Source organism: Pseudoduganella lurida, from assembly GCF_007830455.1.
Lineage (GTDB): Bacteria > Pseudomonadota > Gammaproteobacteria > Burkholderiales > Burkholderiaceae_D > Rugamonas > Rugamonas lurida.
Genome location: NZ_VLLB01000001.1, coordinates 1,378,857 through 1,397,258, shown reverse-complemented (window position 1 = coordinate 1,397,258; position 18,402 = coordinate 1,378,857). Strand labels below are relative to the sequence as shown.

Sequence of the window (18,402 nt, the reverse complement as noted above, 5' to 3'; positions counted from 1 at the left end):
GTGCATCGCTCGCGGTCGGAATCGGAGATACTGGATCAAAGGAGGGCCCTCGGGTCCGCTACTGAACACGGGGCCGTGCGCGGGTCCGGGTTAAAACCACCATCGGGAGGGGAGAACGTGTCGGCTCGCATTCTCATCATCGAAGACAATCCGACCAATATGGAGCTGATGGTCTATCTGCTCCGTGCGTTCGGTTATACGCCGCTCAGTGCCAGCGACGGCGAGGAGGGCGTGGCGGCAGCGCGGCGCGACAGGCCGGACCTGATCATCTGCGACGTGCACCTGCCCAAGCTCGATGGCTACGGCGTGGTGACGGCGCTGAAGGCCGATCCGGAGACCAGCCACATTCCCGCGCTGGCCGTGACGGCGCTGGCCATGGTGGGCGACCGCGAACGCCTGCTGGCGGCCGGCTTCGACGGCTACATCGGCAAGCCGATCGAGCCGGACAGCTTCGTGACCCAGATCGAGTCTTTTTTGCCGGGGGAGATGTCGCCCCCAAAGAATGACGACATCGCCACCATCCTGATCGTCGACGATCATGTGCTGAACCGCCAGTTCCTGATGACGCTGCTGGGCTACTCCGGCCACCATTTGATCGAGGCGGCCAGCGGCATCGAGGCGCTCCAGCTGATGGAACGGGACCGGCCGGACCTGATCATCTCCGACATCCTGATGCCCAATATGGACGGCTACGAATTCGTGGCCCGCGTGCGCGAGAATCCCGCCACGACGAACGTCCCGATCATCTTCTACACCGCCACCTACCGCGAACGGGAAGCCGTCGCCGTGGCGCAGGCCTGCGGCGTGCGCTGGGTGCTGCCGAAGCCTTCCGACCCCGATGTGATCATGGCCACCGTGCACGAGGCGCTGGGCATGGACGAAGGCGCCAGCCTGCCCGCGTTTGCCGAGCCGCTGCCGAACGACAGCCAGCTCGATGGCATCGGCCACCAGATGGCCAGCTACCTCGATGAAGTGGAGTCCAGCACCCAGGGCATCACCGAGATGGCCAACCTGGACGTGGCGGACGGCGAAACGGAACGCCTGCATTCGATGACGCAGCGCCTGTCCAACAGCCTCACCAGCCTGCAGGCCGTGAGCCTGCGCCTGACCGCGCTGATCGAGCTGGGCATCGACCTGGGCGCCGAACGCGAGCCGCAGGCGCTGGTCGATATCGGCTGCCGCGTGGCGCAGAACATCTGCGTGGCGAAATATGCGTGCATCGGCGTGCTGGAAGAGGAAAGCGGCGCAGTCGGCTGGTTCAGCCAGTGCGGCGCCGCCGAACCGGCCGGCGTGGTGTGCAGTGCACCCGAAGGCGGCGTGCTGCGCGAGATGATGGACTCCGGCCGCGCCGTGCGCCGCGGCAGCCTGCCCGGCGATCCGCGGCACCTCGGGCTGCCGGAACAGCATCCGCCCGTGCACTCCTTCCTCGGCGTGCCGATCGCCTCGGCCGAGCGCGTGCACGGCTGGCTGTACCTGGCCGACAAGCTGGGCGACGACGGCTTCTCGGAAGTCGACGAGCGCATCGCCGTCACCGTGGCCGCGCAGATCGCGGTGGCCTACGAGAACCTGCAGCTGTACGACGAGATCCGCCGCAACCACGCGCAGCTGCAGCAGGACATGGATGCCCGCATCCGCCTCACGGAAGACCTGCGCCGGTTCCGCCTGGCGATGGATGCCACGGCGGACGGCATCTTCCTGGTCGACCGCGCCAATATGTGTTTCGTCGACGTGAATGCCACCGCCTGCCGCATGCTGGGCTTCGAGCGCGAGGACTTCCTGCTGGTGGGCCAGGACAGCCCCGGCTCCGCGCCCGTGCAGCTGGCGGAACTGTACGACAAGCTGCTGGCCGGCGACCAGGGCGGCGCGATGGCCGAGCTGCTGCTGCACCGGCGTGACGGCTCGCTGCTGTCGGTCGAGGTGCAGCGCCGCACGCTGCGCTCGGGCCAGAACTGGATCCTGGTGGCCGTGGCGCGCGATATCACGGAGCGCAAGGAAGCGGAACGCCGGCTGCTCAAGCTGGCCCACTTCGACACGCTCACGGGCCTGCCGAACCGCAGCCAGCTGTACGAATCGCTGACCCATTCGCTGGCGCAGGCCGCCGAGCACCGCTGGGCGCTGGCCGTGCTGTTCCTCGACATGGACCGCTTCAAGAACATCAACGACACGCTGGGCCACACGATCGGCGACGAGCTGCTGCGCCAGTTCTCCAGCCGCCTGGTGGACTGCCTGCGCGTGCGCGACACCATCGGCCGCTTCGGCGGCGACGAGTTCGCGGCGATCCTGATGCTGCCGGACGGTCCGCAAAGCGCGCTGCCGGTGGTGGACAAGATCCGCGAGGCGATGCGCCAGCCGTTCGACCTGAAGGGCCACGAAGTCACCGTCACCTGCAGCATCGGCATCTCGGTGTTCCCGGACGATGGCATGGATGCCGACACGCTGATCAAGTATGCCGACACGGCGATGTACCGCGCCAAGGAAGCGGGCCGCGATGCGTTCCGCTTCTTCACGGCCGAGATGAACGCCCAGTCGCTGGCCCGCCTGGACCTGGAGAACGCGCTGCGCCGCGCCATCGACAACCAGGAATTCGTGCTGCACTTCCAGCCCAAGATCGACATCGGCACGGGCCGCATCAGCGGCGCCGAGGCGCTGATCCGCTGGAACAGACCCGGCCACGGCATGGTGTCGCCGGGTCTGTTCATCCCGCTGCTGGAGGAGACGGGCCTGATCGTGCGCGTGGGCGCCTGGGTGATCCACGATACCTGCCGGCAGATCGCGCAGTGGAAGGCCTCCGGCGCCGGCTCGGTGCAGATCTCGGTGAACGTCTCCGGCATCCAGTTCTTCGTCGGCGGCCTGCAGGAAGAGGTGCTGCGCGCGCTGCGCGAGCACGATATTCCACCCGAGCTGCTGGAACTGGAGCTGACGGAAAGCTCGCTGATGAGCAACGCCGAGGAAACCATCCAGGTGCTGCAGCACCTGAAGGAACTGGGCATCAAGATCTCGATCGACGATTTCGGCACGGGCTACTCGTCGCTGGCCTACCTGAAGCGCTTCCCGATCGACAAGCTGAAGATCGACATCGCCTTCGTGCGCGAAGTGACGTCCAATCCGGACGACGCGGCCATCGTCCTGGCCATCATCAACATGGCGCACAGCATGAAGCTGACCGTCATCGCGGAAGGCGTGGAGAAGGATGCGCAACTGGCCTACCTGCGCCGCCACGACTGCGACGAAATGCAGGGATATTATTTCTCCCGCCCGATCCCGGCGGAAGACTTCGAGAAGATGCTGCGCGAAGGACACTACCTGAAGGCGCCGGCGGACGATCCCCGTGCGCTGCAGCAGCCGACGCTCCTCATCGTCGACGACGACGCGTTCATGCTGGACGTGCTCTCGGACTTCCTGGCGCAGGACGGCTACCGCATCCTCACCGCGCAGACCGCGGCCGAGGGCTTCGACATCCTGGCGCGCCACAGCGTGCAGGTGATCCTGTGCGACCAGTGCATGCCGTCGATGAACGGCACCGAGTTCATGGAACGGGTGAAGAACCTGGCGCCGGACACGTTCCGCATCATGCTGTCGGCCTATGCGGACATGACGCCGATCCTGGCCGCCATCAACCAGGGCGCGATCGACCGTTTCTACACCAAGCCATGGAAGGGGGCGGTGCTGCGCGAGAACATCCGCGAAGGCTTCCGGCTGCACAACCAGGCGAAACGGGCGCAGGCGGCCTGACGGAGAAACGATGGTCAAGAAGCGCATCCAGCAGATCTGGCAGGCCGGCCTCGAGGACTTCGCGGCGCGCCGCGCCAAGGTGCAGTCCGGCCGCGGTGCCCGCGCGGCGCGGGCCGGCATCGTGGCCGACCTGGGGCGGGAGAGCGCCGTGAAACCGTCGCCGCGGCAGCAGGCCCTGGGCCGCGAGGCCGACGAGGGCGTGCGCCGCGCGGTGCTCGAGGCCATCGCGCCGCTGCATCGGGAACTCGCCGCGGTGAAGGAAGAGGTGGCCGATCTGCGGGCCCGGCTCGAGGTGGCCAACGCGGCGGCCGGCGAGCGCAAGGCGAAAGCGGCCGGCAAGAAGCACTGACGCAGGGGGGCCGGGCCGTGGCCCGTTCTGCCGCATTGCGCCAACAGTGCTATCCTTGCGGCGGTACAACAGCACCCGCCCACCATGCTACAGAAACCCCCACGCCGCACGCGCGAACGCATCCTCGAACTGTCGCTGCGACTGTTCAACGAGTTCGGCGAGCCGAACATCACGACCACCGTGATCGCCGAAGAGATGAGCATCTCGCCGGGGAACCTGTACTACCACTTCCGCAACAAGGACGATATCGTCAACTCGATCTTCGTCCAGTTCGAGCAGGAGATCGAGCGCATCCTGCACGTACCGGCCGGGCGCCGTTCCAATATCGAGGACGTGTGGCAGTACCTGCACCTGATGTTCGAGCTGATCTGGCGCTACCGCTTCTTCTACCGCGACCTGAACGACCTGCTGTCGCGCAACCGCAAGCTGGAAGTGCACTTCAAGCAGATCCTGGCCCACAAGATCAAGGTGGCCAAGCAGCTGTGCGACGACCTGCGCAGCGAGGGTTCACTGGAAGCGAACGACCTGAAGATCGATGCGATGGCGACCAACATGGTGGTGGTGGCGACGTACTGGCTGTCCTACGAATACGTGCGCAACCCGCGCAAGTACACGGAGCAGCAGTCGATGGCCGAGGCGCTGGCGCGCGGCTGCTACCAGGTGCTGATCCAGGTCGAGCCCTACCTGCGCGGCGACACGCTGGCGCGCTTCCAGAAGCTCTCGGAAGAGTATCTGGCCAAGCTGACGCATTGAGCGCACCGCATGGCATTGCCCCGTCGCCGTCACCGCATTCCCATCACCGTATCAAGAGTCTCTCCATGAAATCTGTCTGTGTGTATTGCGGCGCCAATGCCGGCGCCAACCCCCTGTATGCCGAAGGCGCGCGCATGCTGGCCGCCGCGCTGGTCGACGCCAACCTGGCGCTGGTCTACGGCGGCGGCAACGTGGGCCTGATGGGCATCATCGCCGACGAAGTGCTGCGCCTGGGCGGCGAGGTGACGGGCGTGATCCCGAGCGCCCTGGTCGAGCGCGAAGTGGGCCACGCCGGCCTGACGCGCCAGTTCATCGTCAAGGACATGCACGAGCGCAAGGCGATGATGGCCCAGCTGTCGGATGGCTTCATCGCCATGCCCGGCGGCCTGGGCACGCTGGAAGAGCTGTTCGAGATGCTGACGTGGTCCCAGCTGGGCATCCACGACAAGCCGGTGGCGCTGTACAACATGAACGGCTTCTATGACCGGCTGGTGGACTTCATCGCGCATGCCAGGGACGAGGGCTTCATCCATGCCCGCAATGCCGAGCGCATGCTGGTGGCCGAGGAGGCGACCGCCGTGGTGGCGCTGCTGAAGGGCCAGGCACGCTGACGGTTCACCCCTTTCAGGAGCTCGCATGGCGCTTGAACCCGTTCGGATCCGTCCCGCCACGCGTGCCGATGCCGCGAATATCGGACAGATCCACGTGCTGGGCTGGCAGGTGGGCTACCGCGGCATCATTCCGGCCGACTTCCTGGCCGGGATCGATGTGGCGAAACGGCAGGCTTACTGGGATGGCGTCATCGCCGCCGGCGAGTTGAACGTCATCGTTGCCGAGCGCGGCGGCCAGGTGATCGGCTGGGCCGCATTCGGTCCGGACCGGGACGCTGCCGCAGACCGGGTGCTGGAACTGCAGGCGATCTACGTGCATCCCGATGCCTGGCGCACTGGCGCCGGCACGTCGTTGATCGCAGCCGCCACCGCGCATGCCGTCGGCCATGCGTATGTCGCGATGAGCCTGTGGGTGCTGGCCGAGAACCGCGCCGGCATGCAGTTCTACCGGGGACTGGATTTCGTCGAGCATGCACGCAAGAGCACTGCCCGCGGCGGCAGGGAGCTGGTGGAGCTGCAGCTGCTGCGGGCCTTGCCCGGCGCTGCGGACTGAAGGCGCGTCACCACAGCTTCGTGCCCGAGTGCTCCAGCTGGGTGAGGTAGAGGCGCACGTCGAACTCGTACTGGTGGTACTGCGGTTCCATGTAAGTGCACAGTTTATAGAACGCCTTGTCGTGCTGCTTTTCCTTCACGTGCGCCAGCTCGTGCACGGCGATCATGCGCAGGAACTCGATGGGGCAGTCGCGGAACATGGTCGCCACGCGGATCTCGTGCTTCGTCTTCAGCTTGCTGCCCTGGACGCGCGAAATGGAAGTGTGGAGCCCCAGCGCGTGGTTGATCACGTGGATCTTGCTGTCGAACGTGACCTTGTCGATCGGCGCCGCGTTGCGCAGGAATTCGTCGCGCAGGTCCTGCACGTAGTCGTACAGCGCCCGGTCGTTGCGCACGCCGTGGGCATTCGGATAACGTTTCTTGAGGATGTCGCCCAGGCGGTCCTGGGCCAGCAGCGCCTGCACCTGGTGACGGGTGTCTTCCGGGTAGGCGCCAAGGTATTTCAGTGGGGAGGTCATGGCGGCGAGACTGTACCACAGGCTTTCGATTCAGTATGATGCCGGCATGCGCACCCATGTCAATTCCGTGGGACTGCTGATCCGCGCCGACACCGCCTCCGACTTCAGCTATCCGTCCCATATCCCCCGCAGCTGCATCGACGTCCTGCCGCCGCATCCCGGCATCTACATTTTCAGGGACGAGGAAGCGCGGCCGATCTACATCGGCAAGAGCGTCAATATCCGGCACCGCGTGCTGTCGCACCTGCGCACGCCGGAAGAAGCGCAGATGCTGGGCCGCGCCCGCCACATCGATTTCGAACGCACCGGCGGCGAGCTGGGCGCGCTGCTGCGCGAGGCGATGCTGATCCGCGAGCACCAGCCCCTGTTCAACGTGAAGCTGCGGCGCCAGCGCGAAATGTGCTCCATCGCGCTGCGCGAGCACCGGCCGGAGATCGTCTTCGCGAAGGAGCTCGACTTCGGCCGCACCGAGGGCCTGTTCGGCCTGTTCGGCACGCCCAGGGCAGCCCAAGAAGCGCTGCGCACCATCGCCCAGGCCGCGAAGCTGTGCTCCGTGATGACGGGGCTGGAGAAGGGCAGTCCGGGCCGCCCGTGCTTCGCGCGCCAGATCGCCCGCTGCAGCGGCGCCTGCACGGGCGAGGAAAGCGCCGCCGACCATGCCAGCCGCATGCTCGATGCGCTGGCGCACCTGCGCGTGAAGCCCTGGCCGTATGCGGGGCCCATCGCGATCGTCGAGGAATCGGCCGGGCTGCGGCAGAAGCAGTACATCGACAACTGGAGCTACCTCGGCGCCGGCATCGGCCGCACCCGTCCCCCGAAGGCCCGCCGCGCCGCCGCGTTCGACATCCACGTCTACCAGATCCTCGCCCGGCCGCTGCTGGCCGGCGGACTCGACGTGGAGATCCTCTAGCGCTTACAGATGAGTCTGTGTCCCCCTTGGTGCCTGACCCCGGGGTGTGACACGAGCTCGGCGGTGGGATTCTCCAGCTGTTACGGATGAGTTTGTGTCCCACTCTGGTGCCTGACCCCACGGTGTGACACGAGCGCGGCTGTAGTGGATAGGGCTGCGCTGTATATTCCTGTATATTGCGTTTTTATCGTGGGGATACCGATGCGTAAGATTGGGATGGATGCCGCGGTGGCGGTGCGCCGCGCGGCGTCCGGCGGGCGCTGATGGGGGCGGCGTGGATTGCGCTCGGCCTGTCGTTGAAGGTGGCGCTGTGGGCGACCTGCATCGACCTGGTGCTGGGCGTGGCGGTCGGCTGGCTGCTGGCGCGCGTGCGCTTTCCGGGGCGCGACGTGCTCGATGCGCTGCTGACCCTGCCGATGGTGCTGCCGCCCACGGTGCTGGGCTACTACCTGCTGGTGGTCATCGGCCGCAACGGCCCGCTGGGCCGCTGGCTGGACGCGGTCTTCGGCATCAATCTCATCTTCACCTGGCAGGCCGCCGTGATCGCCGCGGCAGTCGTCGCGTTCCCGCTGGTGCTCAAGGGCGCCCGCACGGCCTTCGAGACGGTCGATCCGCAGCTGGAGCAGGCCGCGCGCGTGCTGGGCGTGCGGCCGTTTGGCGTGTTCCTGCGCGTGACCCTGCCGCTGGCCTGGCGCGGCGTACTGGCCGGCACGCTGCTGGCGTTCGCGCGGTCGCTGGGCGAATTCGGCGCCACGCTGATGGTGGCCGGCAGCATTCCCGGCAAGACGCAGACGCTGTCGATCGCCGTTTACGAGGCCGTGCAGGCGGGGCAGGACGATACCGCCAACCTGCTGGTGCTGGTTACCTCCATCACCTGCGTGACGGTATTGCTGCTGGCCGGACGCCTGGCACCGGCGCGGAGGGCGCTGCCATGATCCGCATCGACATCGACACCACCTTGCGCTCCGGCGCGCGCGCGTTCCGCCTGGGCGTGCGCTTCGCGTCCGACAGCCAGCGGGTCGTCATCTACGGCGCTTCCGGTGCCGGCAAGAGCCAGATGCTCAAGGCGATCGCCGGCCTGGCGCGGCCCGATGCGGGCGTGATCGAACTGGGCGGCCGGGTGCTGTTCGACAGCACGCGCGGCATCGATGTGCCGGCGCGGCGCCGCAACGTGGGCTACCTGTTCCAGGATTACGCGCTGTTCCCGCACCTGAACGTGCGCCAGAACATCGCGTTCGGCCAGCAGCGCGGACTGTTCAATCCGCCGCGCCGTGTCGACGGCCCGGCGCTGGCGTACTGGCTGCGGGCCTTCGAGCTGGAAGCGGTGGCGCACCAGACGCCCGACCAGCTGTCCGGCGGCCAGCGGCAGCGCGTGGCACTGGCCCGCGCGCTGATCGCCGAGCCGGCCGCCCTGCTGCTGGACGAGCCGTTCTCCGCCCTCGATCCCGCGCTGCGCGGGCGCATGCGCGCCGAACTCGATGCGCTGCAGCGCCGCCTCGATATCCCGATGCTGATCATCACGCACGACCCCGCGGACGCCGCCACGTTCGGCGGCCACGTACTGACGATGGCCGATGGCGCCATCCTGGAGGGCGCATGAAGGAGGAGAGCATGAGCGAAGAGAACGCCAGCGAACTGCAGCTGCACGGCACGCTGTGGCTGACGGCGCAGGGCGGCCAGCACCTGGGCGGCCCGGACCGCATTGCGCTGCTGGCCGCCATCGCCACGCACGGCTCCATCACCCAGGCGGCCAAGGCGGTGAAGATGAGCTACAAGGCGGCATGGGATGCCGTGGAGACGATGAACAACCTCGCCGGCGAGCCGCTGGTGGCGCGCCTGGCGGGCGGCAAGGGCGGCGGCGGCACGCGGCTGACGGAACGGGGCGCGGCACTGGTCGAGCAGTTCCGCCGCCTGGAAGAAGCGCACCGGCGCTTCGTCGAACAACTGGGCCGGCAGCCGGGACTGGCTGACGACCTGCATCTGCTGCAGGCATTGAACATGAAAACCAGCGCACGCAATCAGTTTCTGGGGAAGGTCGAGAGCGTCATCCATGGCGCCGTCAACGACGAGGTGGTGCTGGGCATCGTTGGCGGCCAGCGCATCGTGGCCATCATCACGCACGACAGCACGGTCAGCCTGGGCCTGGCGCCGGGCGTGGCGGCGTTCGCGCTGGTGAAGGCCTCGTCGGTGATCGTGGCAACGGAAACGGCCGGCGCGAAGCTCTCCGCGCGCAATCAGCTCGCGGGGGTGATCGATCGCGTGACGCCGGGGGCGGTGAATGCCGAGGTGACGATCGCGCTGCCTGGTGGCGGCACGATCGCGGCGACCGTCACGAAGGACAGTGCCGCAGGGATGGGGCTGGTTGCGGGCATGCCGGCGACCGCGCTGTTCAAGGCATCCAGCGTGATCGTCGGCCGGCCCGGCTAGGGATCAGCGTGCAGCGTTAGACGGTGCGGGTCGACTCGAACAGGAACCAGATGCGCTGTTCCGCTTCGTCGATCCAGTTTTCCAGCACGCTCGCGGTGGCGATATCGTTGTCCTTGTCGCAGACCTCGTGCACCTCGCGCATGGCTTTCACCAGCTGCTGGTTGTCGGCGCGCAGCTCGTCCAGCATGGCGGTGGCTTCGACGAACGGCGCGTCGTTGTCCTGGATGCGCTGCAGCTGCGAGATGTGCTTGACGGAGCGGATCGTGGTGCCGCCCAGCTTGCGCACGCGCTCGGCGATCGGGTCCAGCATTTCGTAGATCGCGGTGGCTTGTTCGTCCAGCAGCAGGTGGTAGGAACGGAAGTGCGGACCGCTCACGTGCCAGTGGAAGTTCTTGCATTTGATATACAGCGCGAACGTATCGGCGAGCAGGGCATTCAGGCCTTCGGCCACGTCCTTGCGGGCCTTGTTGCCCAGGTCGGTTGGGGTTTTCAGTGCATCCTGTTGTGCTTGGTCATTCATGACGGCCTCTCGAGAAATTGGAAATTGATTGTAACGCAGACAATACCGCCGCGTGTGAACCGTGCGCCCGGCGCCTCGTTCCGAGCGTGCGCCGCTGCGCATAAGCGATGAGAAAGCTGGACAGGCCGGAGCGGCTGGCACTTCGCCAGGAGACGCCAGCCGCGCCGCGCGCACGGCAAGCGGGCGAATCATAAGGCAGGGGGATGACCAAGGGTACGGGCCAGAAGTAACAGGCGGAAGGAGTGGATCAGTCGATGCAGGCCAGTAGGCGCAGGCTGGAGGGAGCTAGCCGGAAGGAATAGGCGAAAAGAGCTGGCCAAAAGGAGCAGGACGGAACGAGCAGCCAGAAGGCGCAGTACGGAAGGCGCAGCCAGAAGAGAAGGACCAGCCAGAATGCGCAGTACGGAAGGCGCAGCCAGAAGAGAAGGACCAGCCAGAAGGCGCAGTACGGATGGCGCAGTACGGAAGGCGCTGGTCTGCAGGAGCATTCCAGAGGGCAGGCCACAAGAACAGGCCACAAGAACAGGCCAGAAGAACAGGCCAGAAGAACGGGCGAGCCAGGCAGGGCGCCGGGCGCCGGTGCGCAGAATAACGAAGGCCCGGCGGGCCCGGGCGTACCGCAGCATGCCCGGGTTTTGCACGCTGCGGCCGCGCTACGGCCTGTGGCCCGCCGGAAGTGCTGGCGGTTAGCGTTTTTCTTCCTTGCCCCCCTGGCGGGCGAGGCGGTTGGCGGACTGGCGGCTTTCGCCGCCCTTGCGGCCGATTTCGGCCATGTGTTCCCGATCCCGGCTGACAGCCTCGCCGCCTTTCTGGCCGGCGCGGCGCGCTTCCTCGGAATCGAATTCGTGCGCGGTGCCTTTCTGGTGGGCTGCCTGGCCGCCTTTGCTGGCGATCATTCTCTGGGTGGCTTCGTCCATTGCGGCGAAACCCCGCTTGCTGGTGCTTTTCTGACTGCTGCCGTGGCCGTCCGCGCGCTGGCTGTTGCCCTTGCCGCCATCTGCCCGCCCTTGCGAACCCCCCTCGCTGCGCCCGTCAACGCGCGCATCGCCCTGATTTGTAGCCATGTGTCACCTCACTCTGGAATGTCGAGCCGGGCTTCGGGCCCGGGCCGCGAAGCGGCAAGGTCAGCCCGCTTCAACGGATTAGAGGAGGTGGCCGGTGCGTAAGTTCCGGCGAATCGATCAGGAATCGGCCTGGCCGACGGCGCTGTGTTCACCGCTCGCTTCACGCGTGCCGGTGCGCAGGGGGCTGGAGGCCATGTCCTGTTCCAGCTGCGCCTTGCGGTCGGCCAGCTGGTCGTACAGCGCCAGCAGGTTGCCGCCATCCTGGCGCACGGCCGGGAACAGTTCGCTTTCGTCGGCATGGATGCTGCGCTCGATGGCCGTGCGCAGCAGCGTCACATTGCTGTCCAGATCGGCATCGTCGCCGGCCAGGCCGTGCAGGCGTGCCGCCAGCTCGCTTGCTTCGGCTTGCCCCTGGATCGATGCGCGCACCAGGTGCGCCGCGCTGCCATGGTCCTTGATGGCGGGATAGAAGATTTCTTCCTTCAGCAGGGCGTGCACTTCCACCTCCAGCGCCAGTTGCTGCGCCAGGTCCGCCTTCAGGCCCGTGTCGCCCAGGCGCTGCACGCGGTCGTATTCGGTGAACAGCTGCTTGATCTTGCTGTGGTTGGCCGTCAGCAGTGCCACGGCATCCTTGTCCTGCGTGCTTTGCGCGTGTGGCATCTTCACCGCGGGATGGTCGTCCGCGCTGGGCAGGTTGATCGGTTCGGTCTTGCTGGTGTCGGTAGTCATCGATGGTTCTCCGGTTGGTTGAGGGCCGCACCGGCTGCCCGGCGTGGCCGCATGGGCTGGGGGCAGTATAGGACCGGCAACGGGGCGCAGGCGCCGCCTTGCCATATTGGAACGCTGTCCGGTTCGTGCGACAATAGCAGTCCGCCCGTGCCGCCTACCGACCAATCCGCCATGACGCATCCCGAATACATCCTCACGCTTTCCTGCCCCGACCAGCGCGGCATCGTGCACCGCGTGTCCGGCTTCCTCGCGGAGCACGGCTGCAACATCATCGATTCGGCGCAGTTCGGCGACCAGGAAACCCAGCGCTTCTTCATGCGCGTGCACTTCGCCGCGGAAGATGCGGCGGTGGCGGATGAAACGCTGCGCGCCGAATTCGGGCAGCTGGCTCATACCTTGGGCCTGGAATGGCACCTGCACGACGCGCATCGCAAGCCGCGCGTGCTGCTGATGGTCTCGAAAATCGGCCACTGCCTGAACGACCTGCTGTTCCGCTACAAGAGTGGCCTGCTGCCGGTGGAGATTCCCGCCATCGTGTCGAACCACATGGACTTCTACCAGCTGGCGGCCAGCTACAACATCCCGTTCCACCACCTGCCGCTGGCGGCCGGTGCGCCGGAGTCGGCCAAGCTGGCGCAGGAAGCCCGCATCGTGGACCTGATCGATTCGCACCAGATCGACCTGGTGGTTCTGGCGCGCTACATGCAGATCCTGTCGCCGGCGCTGTGCACGCAGCTGAAGGGCCGCGCCATCAATATCCACCATTCGTTCCTGCCCAGCTTCAAGGGCGCCAAGCCTTATGCGCAGGCACACCGCCGCGGCGTGAAGCTGATCGGCGCCACCGCGCACTTCGTCACGGGCGACCTGGACGAAGGCCCCATCATCGAGCAGGACGTCGAGCGGGTCGACCACGCGATGGACGGCGACACGCTGTCCGCGATCGGCCGCGATGTCGAATGCGTGGTGCTGGCGCGCGCCGTGAAATGGTTCGTCGAACACCGCATCCTGCAAAACGGTGACCGTACCGTGATCTTCAAGTAACCAGCAAAGTCTCAATGGCACTCAAGGCAACAATCTACAAGGCGGAACTGTCGATCGCCGACATGGACCGCAACTACTACGGCACCCATTTGCTGACGCTGGCGCGCCACCCGTCCGAAACGGACGAGCGCATGATGGTGCGGCTGCTGGCGTTCGCCATCCACGCCAACGAACAGCTCACGTTCACGAAGGGCATGTTCGACGTCGAGGAGCCGGACCTGTGGCAGAAGGACCTGACGGACGCCATCGAGCTGTGGATCGAGATCGGCCAGCCGGAAGAGCGCCGCATCCTGAAGGGCGCCGGCCGCGCCGAGCACGTGATCGTCTACTGCTACAGCAGCGCCAGTTCGATCTGGTGGAAGGGCATCGCCAACAAGATCGACCGCGCCAAGAACGTCAGCGTCATCAACCTGCCATCGGACACCACCGCCGCCCTGGCCAGCATGGCCACCCGCAACATGCAGCTGCAATGCACGATCCAGGACGGCCAGATCTGGCTGACCGACGGCAACGACACGGTGCAGGTCGAGCGCGAGACCTGGAAGTCCGAGCGCTAGTCCTACTGCCCAGCTCGTGTCAACTTCGGGGTCAGTCACGAAAGTTGACACGGCCTGGAGCGTAAGAAAGCGTCGCCGGGATTTTACGGCCGAGCTCGTGTCTCGTTTGGTGACTGACCCCGAAGTGGACACGGGCTCAGCCGTTGGTGGGGGCGAAGTCGCGGTAGACGGCGTTGCGGATGTCGCGCGGGAAGGTGCCGGACATGCCTTCGAAGGCGGTGTTGGTCAGCTGGACGACGGCGATGTCGCGCAGCGGGTCGTGGAACCAGTAATGCCCGTAGGCGCCGCCCCACTGCAGCGTGCCGGGGGACTGCGGCGAGTGCGCGGCTTTCGGATCGGCCAGCACGGCGCCCAGGTAGCCGAAGCCCCAGCCGGGTCCCTGCGTGGCCGCCTGCGGGCCGGTGCGGTCCACTTCGGCGGCGCGCAGGATGGCGCGGTTGGCGGTGCGCAGGCTCAGCAGGAAGCGCATGAATTCGTCCGCCGTGCCGGCCATGCCCGCCCCGCCGGAAGGAAACGAGGAGGCGTCGAAAATCCGGCCCGGCGCGAACGCGGCCGGATTGCCGATGAAGGGCACGACCTCCTCGTCGCCCATCCGCAGCGGCGCCGGTTTGGCATCGCGGTAGGGCACGGCCAGGCGTGACGCCTCCACCACGCCGAACGCCGTCTCGCGCAGGCGCAGCGGCCCCGTGATCTCCCTTTGCACGAGCTGCGCCAGCGGCATGCCGGACGCCTGCTGCAGCACGGCCCCCAGCACGTCCGTCGCCACCGAATAGCGCCAGCCCGTACCCGGCGCATAGGCCAGCGGTGCCGCGGCGATGCGTGCCAGGTTCTCTGCCATCGACAGGCCCGGCTGGTCCAGGCCGTCGGACACGCGCGCCAGCCGGTAAGGGCCGCCAGCCGGTTCCAGGAAGCCGTACGACAGCCCCGCCGTGTGCGTGAGCAGATGGTGCAGGGCGATGTCCGGTGCACTGCCATCGGCCAGCCGCGGGCGGAATTCCGGCAGCCATTCCGTCACCGGCGCGGCCAGGTCGATCGTTTCATCATCGGCCAGCTTCAGCGCGGTGGCGGCCACCATCGGCTTGGTCAGCGAGGCCAGACGGAACAGCGCATCCTCCCGCATCGGCAGGCCCGCTTCGCGGTCCGCATGGCCGGCGGCGCGCCGGTAGACGATCTCGCCATCGCGCGCCACCAATACCACGGCGCCCACGATGCGCTGGCGCGCGATGGCGCTGTCGATGACCTTGTCGAGATGCTGGCCTGCTTGCATGAACACTCCTGTGACTGTGGCAGCGCGCATGATAAACAAGATGAGGACGGCATGCGCACGGAATGCGGGACGGCACGCCGGCAGCGAACGCGCCCGCGCAGCCGTGCAGGCTATAATCGGCGGCATGAAAACCCCGGCGAAACGGCTGCTCACCGTCTGGCTCGCGTGCTGCGCGATCCTGCTGAACGCGCTCGTGCCGGCCGTATCGCATGCGTTTGCCGCCGCGAGCGGGCCGCAGCACACCTGGGAAATCTGCCTGAACGACGGCACCACGCTGTCCGGCACCGGCGAGCTCGATCACGCGCTGTTCCTGCAGCTGACGGACCGCTCCAGGCCTTTGCCCGGCGGTGTCGCCATCGGTGGCCACGACCAGGCCGGCGCCCATGCCAGTGACCATGCTGACAAGCTCATGGCCGACTGCGCCTACTGCCTGCCGCACGCCGGCTCGGTGGGCCTGCCGCCATCGGCTCCGCTGGTGCTGCCGTCCCTCACCGCCGGCACCGTCAAGCCCTATCTGTTCTACCACGCGCCCCGTCCGCTGCAGGCCTGGACGGCCGCCCAGCCGCGCGGCCCACCGCGAGACGCCTGATCCCCAACGACCTTTCGTTCAACCGATCCAGGAGTCTCACCATGAAACAGATGTTCACTGCCGCCACGCTGGCGGCTCTCGCGCTGGGCGCCGCCACGCCCGTACTTGCCCAGGTCACCGTCAGCGACGCGTGGGCACGCGGCACCGTCGCCGCCGCCAGATCGTCCGGCGCCTTCATGCGCATCGAATCGAAGCAGGATGCGCGCCTCGTCGAGATCCAGACCCCCGTCGCCACGGGCGAGCTGCACCAGATGGCCATGCAGGGTGACCGCATGACGATGGCCCGCGTCGACGGCATCGACCTCCCGGCCGGCAAGCCGGTCGACCTGGCGCCGGGCGGCTACCACGTGATGCTGATGGGCCTGAAACGCCAGCTGAAAGAGGGCGACACGGTGCCGCTGACGCTCGTCATCGAAAAGAACGGCAAGCGCGAGAACGTGGCCGTGCAGGCCACGGTCAAACCGCTGACGTATGTAGCACCGGCCTCGCCACCGCGGCACTGACGCCATGAAGCTCCCCCTCAAACGACCGCTGGCAGCGATGCTGGCGGCGCTGGGCCTGTGCGCCGATGCACAAGAGATGGCAGCCGTGGACGTGGTCACCATCAACGGCGGCCGGCCCACTTCGCTGCCCACGCAGATCCCGACCACGATCGAAGGCATTACCGCCGCGCAGATCGAGGAGCGCATCAACGCCTTCGACAGCGAGGACGCGCTGAAGTACTTCCCCAGCCTGAACGTGCGCAAGCGCTACGTCGGCGACTTCGACCACGCCGTGCTGGCCAGCCGCGCCTCCGGCACCGGTAACAGCGCCCGTTCGCTGGTGTATGCGGACGGCATCCAGCTCTCGAACCTGCTCGGCAACGGCGCCACCTATACGCCCCGCTGGGGCATGGTCACGCCGGAGGAAATCGAGCGGGTCGACGTGCTGTACGGGCCGTTCTCGGCGGCGTATCCCGGCAATTCGGTGGGCGCCGTCGTCGACTACCAGACCCGCATGCCCACGCAGCTGGAAGGGCATGTGCGTGTGGCCGGCTACGCCCAGCGGTTCAAGCAATACGGCACCCGCGACAATTACTACGGCAAGCAGGGCAGCGCTTCGCTGGGCGACCGGCACGGTGCCCTGTCGTGGTGGGTGGCCCTGTCGCGGCAGGACAGCGACGGCCAGCCGATCGCCTTCGCCAACAAGCTCGTCTCCAGCGGCGTTGCCGGGAACGCAGGCGTGCCGGTCACCGGTGCGATCGCCGACCGGAACCCGTCCGCGCGCGACTGGCTGATCCTGGGCTCCACCAGCCAGATCCACACGGTGCAGGACCATGCGAAGGTGAAGCTGGCGTATGACTTCTCGCCGGTGCTGCGGGCCAGCTACACGCTGGGCTGGTGGCAGAACGATGCCGACCGCAGTGTCGATTCCTACCTGCGCGATGGCGCCGGCAATGCCGTCACGCGCGGGGACATCAACGTGGCGGGGCGCCGCTATACCCTGCTGCCCTCCGACTTCGCGCCGCAGCGCAACGAGCTCGAACACGTGATGCACGGCCTGTCCCTCAAGCGCCATGCGAAGGACATGTTCGACTGGGAGCTCGCCGCCAGCAAATATGACTACCGCAAGGACCTGATGCGCGTGCCCACCGTGTTCCTGGCAGCGCAGGATGCGACCGGACAGGGCAACGTCACGGACATGGCCGGCAGCGGCTGGAACACGCTGGCGGTCAAGGGCATCTGGCGGCCAAACGGCGCGCACACGGTGGACCTTGGCGCGCAGCGCGACGCGGCCGAGCTGCGCACCCGCGTGTTCAGCGCAGCCGACTGGATCGATGGCAGCGATGGCCGGCATGTCTCCACCTTCAATGGCGACACCCGCCTGACCAGCCTGTACGCCCAGGACACCTGGCGCATCGACGAGCGCTGGAAGGCCACCGTGGGCGCACGCTGGGAACGCTGGCAGGCTTTCGGTGGCGAGATGTCGAACGCCACCAGCGGCCCGCAACGCTTCGGCGCGCGCCGCGAGCAGGGCTGGTCGCCGAAGGCCGCGCTGTCCTGGCGGGCGAACGATGCGTGGACCCTGAAAGCCTCGGCCGGCCGCGCCGTGCGCAATCCCACCGCCGCGGAACTGTTCCAGGGTTCCATCGTGGATGGTGCCATCGTCAACACGGATCCGAACCTGAAGGCGGAACGGTCATGGACGGAGGAGTTCACCGCCGAGCGCATCACGGCCAGGGGCAGCCTGCGCGCCACGCTGTTCCACGAGACCACCCGCGATGCGCTGTATTCGCAGCCGCTCACGCCCACCGTGTCCACCGTGCAGAACGTGGACCGCATCCGCACCACCGGCCTGGAACTGGCGCAGGCGGCGGAGGACGTGGTCGTGCGTGGCCTGAGCGTGAACTCCAGCCTGACCTATGCGGACTCGAGCATCACGGCCAACGACGCGTTCCCCGCCTCGGTGGGCAAGCGGCAGCCACGCGTGCCCCGCTGGCGTGCCAATGCGCTGGCCTCATGGCGCGCCACGGACCGGCTGAGCGCCAGCGCGGGCATCCGCTACAGCGGCACGCAGTACGGCACGCTCGACAACAGCGATCCGAACGGCTTTACCTACATGGGCGTGTCGCGCTTCCTGGTGGCCGACGTGCGGCTGCGCTACCGCTTCGACCGGCACTGGTCCGCGGCGCTGGGCGTGGACAATCTCGGCAACGAGAAGTACTGGGCCTTCCATCCGTACACGCAGCGCACGGCGGTGGCGGAGCTGAAGTTCGATCTGTGATGGCGGCGTCGTAAAACAAA

General features: G+C 67.1%; 19 protein-coding genes. 14 read left to right on the top strand and 5 right to left on the bottom strand.

The window, feature by feature from the left end:
- Positions 1–117: 117 nt before the first annotated feature.
- From IP91_RS06030 to IP91_RS06010, 5 genes are all read left to right on the top strand, one after another.
- Positions 118–3,732, top strand: coding sequence for an EAL domain-containing protein (locus IP91_RS06030; protein ID WP_145647811.1), 3,615 nt, complete (start codon positions 118–120; stop codon positions 3,730–3,732).
- 10 nt (positions 3,733–3,742) lie between these two features.
- Positions 3,743–4,081, top strand: coding sequence for a hypothetical protein (locus IP91_RS06025; protein ID WP_145647810.1), 339 nt, complete (start codon positions 3,743–3,745; stop codon positions 4,079–4,081).
- 84 nt (positions 4,082–4,165) lie between these two features.
- The gene (locus tag IP91_RS06020; RefSeq protein ID WP_145647809.1) at positions 4,166–4,834 is read left to right on the top strand and encodes a TetR/AcrR family transcriptional regulator; all 669 of its coding nucleotides are present in this window, start codon (positions 4,166–4,168) and stop codon (positions 4,832–4,834) included.
- Between the two features lie 65 nt (positions 4,835–4,899).
- Positions 4,900–5,445: an LOG family protein gene (locus IP91_RS06015; protein ID WP_145647808.1), complete on the top strand. Its 546-nt coding sequence runs from the start codon at positions 4,900–4,902 to the stop codon at positions 5,443–5,445.
- Positions 5,446–5,470: 25 nt separating this feature from the next.
- Entirely contained in the window at positions 5,471–5,998 is a 528-nt protein-coding gene (locus IP91_RS06010) for a GNAT family N-acetyltransferase (protein WP_145647807.1), read from the top strand.
- Between the two features lie 7 nt (positions 5,999–6,005).
- Here the strand turns inward: IP91_RS06010 and IP91_RS06005 are convergent, their stop codons facing one another.
- Positions 6,006–6,515: a YgjP-like metallopeptidase domain-containing protein gene (locus IP91_RS06005; protein WP_145647806.1), complete on the bottom strand. Its 510-nt coding sequence runs from the start codon at positions 6,513–6,515 to the stop codon at positions 6,006–6,008.
- 46 nt (positions 6,516–6,561) lie between these two features.
- Between IP91_RS06005 and IP91_RS06000 the strand changes: the two genes are divergently transcribed.
- From IP91_RS06000 to IP91_RS05985, 4 genes are all read left to right on the top strand, one after another.
- The gene (locus IP91_RS06000) at positions 6,562–7,425 is read left to right on the top strand and encodes an endonuclease (RefSeq protein ID WP_145647805.1); all 864 of its coding nucleotides are present in this window, start codon (positions 6,562–6,564) and stop codon (positions 7,423–7,425) included.
- A gap of 263 nt (positions 7,426–7,688) precedes the next feature.
- Positions 7,689–8,360, top strand: a complete 672-nt coding sequence (modB, locus tag IP91_RS05995; protein ID WP_145647804.1) for a molybdate ABC transporter permease subunit — start codon at positions 7,689–7,691, stop codon at positions 8,358–8,360.
- Positions 8,357–9,025, top strand: coding sequence for an ATP-binding cassette domain-containing protein (locus IP91_RS05990; RefSeq protein ID WP_145647803.1), 669 nt, complete (start codon positions 8,357–8,359; stop codon positions 9,023–9,025). The genes modB and IP91_RS05990 overlap by 4 nt, the downstream gene beginning before the upstream one ends.
- A gap of 11 nt (positions 9,026–9,036) precedes the next feature.
- Positions 9,037–9,852 (top strand): TOBE domain-containing protein, encoded by an 816-nt coding sequence (locus IP91_RS05985; RefSeq protein WP_145647802.1) that lies wholly within the window; start codon positions 9,037–9,039, stop codon positions 9,850–9,852.
- Between the two features lie 16 nt (positions 9,853–9,868).
- Here IP91_RS05985 and IP91_RS05980 read toward each other — a convergent pair whose 3' ends face one another.
- From IP91_RS05980 to IP91_RS05970, 3 genes are all read right to left on the bottom strand, one after another.
- Positions 9,869–10,372 (bottom strand): Dps family protein, encoded by a 504-nt coding sequence (locus tag IP91_RS05980; RefSeq protein WP_145647801.1) that lies wholly within the window; start codon positions 10,370–10,372, stop codon positions 9,869–9,871.
- A gap of 686 nt (positions 10,373–11,058) precedes the next feature.
- A complete protein-coding gene (locus IP91_RS26180; RefSeq protein ID WP_199754497.1) occupies positions 11,059–11,436 on the bottom strand; it encodes a KGG domain-containing protein in 378 nt (125 codons plus the stop codon).
- A 117-nt stretch (positions 11,437–11,553) separates the two neighbouring features.
- Positions 11,554–12,165, bottom strand: a complete 612-nt coding sequence (locus IP91_RS05970; RefSeq protein ID WP_158643094.1) for a hemerythrin domain-containing protein — start codon at positions 12,163–12,165, stop codon at positions 11,554–11,556.
- Positions 12,166–12,336: 171 nt separating this feature from the next.
- On the opposite strand from IP91_RS05970, the gene purU reads away from it, so the two are divergent.
- Both purU and IP91_RS05960 read left to right on the top strand, forming a co-directional pair.
- The gene (gene purU, locus IP91_RS05965; protein ID WP_145647799.1) at positions 12,337–13,206 is read left to right on the top strand and encodes a formyltetrahydrofolate deformylase; all 870 of its coding nucleotides are present in this window, start codon (positions 12,337–12,339) and stop codon (positions 13,204–13,206) included.
- Positions 13,207–13,220: 14 nt separating this feature from the next.
- Positions 13,221–13,763, top strand: coding sequence for a YaeQ family protein (locus IP91_RS05960; RefSeq protein ID WP_145647798.1), 543 nt, complete (start codon positions 13,221–13,223; stop codon positions 13,761–13,763).
- Positions 13,764–13,899: 136 nt separating this feature from the next.
- Here IP91_RS05960 and IP91_RS05955 read toward each other — a convergent pair whose 3' ends face one another.
- Positions 13,900–15,030, bottom strand: a complete 1,131-nt coding sequence (locus tag IP91_RS05955; protein WP_145647797.1) for a serine hydrolase domain-containing protein — start codon at positions 15,028–15,030, stop codon at positions 13,900–13,902.
- A 124-nt stretch (positions 15,031–15,154) separates the two neighbouring features.
- Between IP91_RS05955 and IP91_RS05950 the strand changes: the two genes are divergently transcribed.
- From IP91_RS05950 to IP91_RS05940, 3 genes are read left to right on the top strand one after another with little or no spacing between them, the layout of a single operon-like run.
- Positions 15,155–15,619: a DUF2946 domain-containing protein gene (locus tag IP91_RS05950; RefSeq protein WP_145647796.1), complete on the top strand. Its 465-nt coding sequence runs from the start codon at positions 15,155–15,157 to the stop codon at positions 15,617–15,619.
- Between the two features lie 41 nt (positions 15,620–15,660).
- A complete protein-coding gene (locus IP91_RS05945) occupies positions 15,661–16,122 on the top strand; it encodes a copper chaperone PCu(A)C (protein WP_145647795.1) in 462 nt (153 codons plus the stop codon).
- Between the two features lie 4 nt (positions 16,123–16,126).
- Positions 16,127–18,382, top strand: coding sequence for a TonB-dependent receptor (locus tag IP91_RS05940; protein WP_199754496.1), 2,256 nt, complete (start codon positions 16,127–16,129; stop codon positions 18,380–18,382).
- Positions 18,383–18,402: the final 20 nt, after the last annotated feature.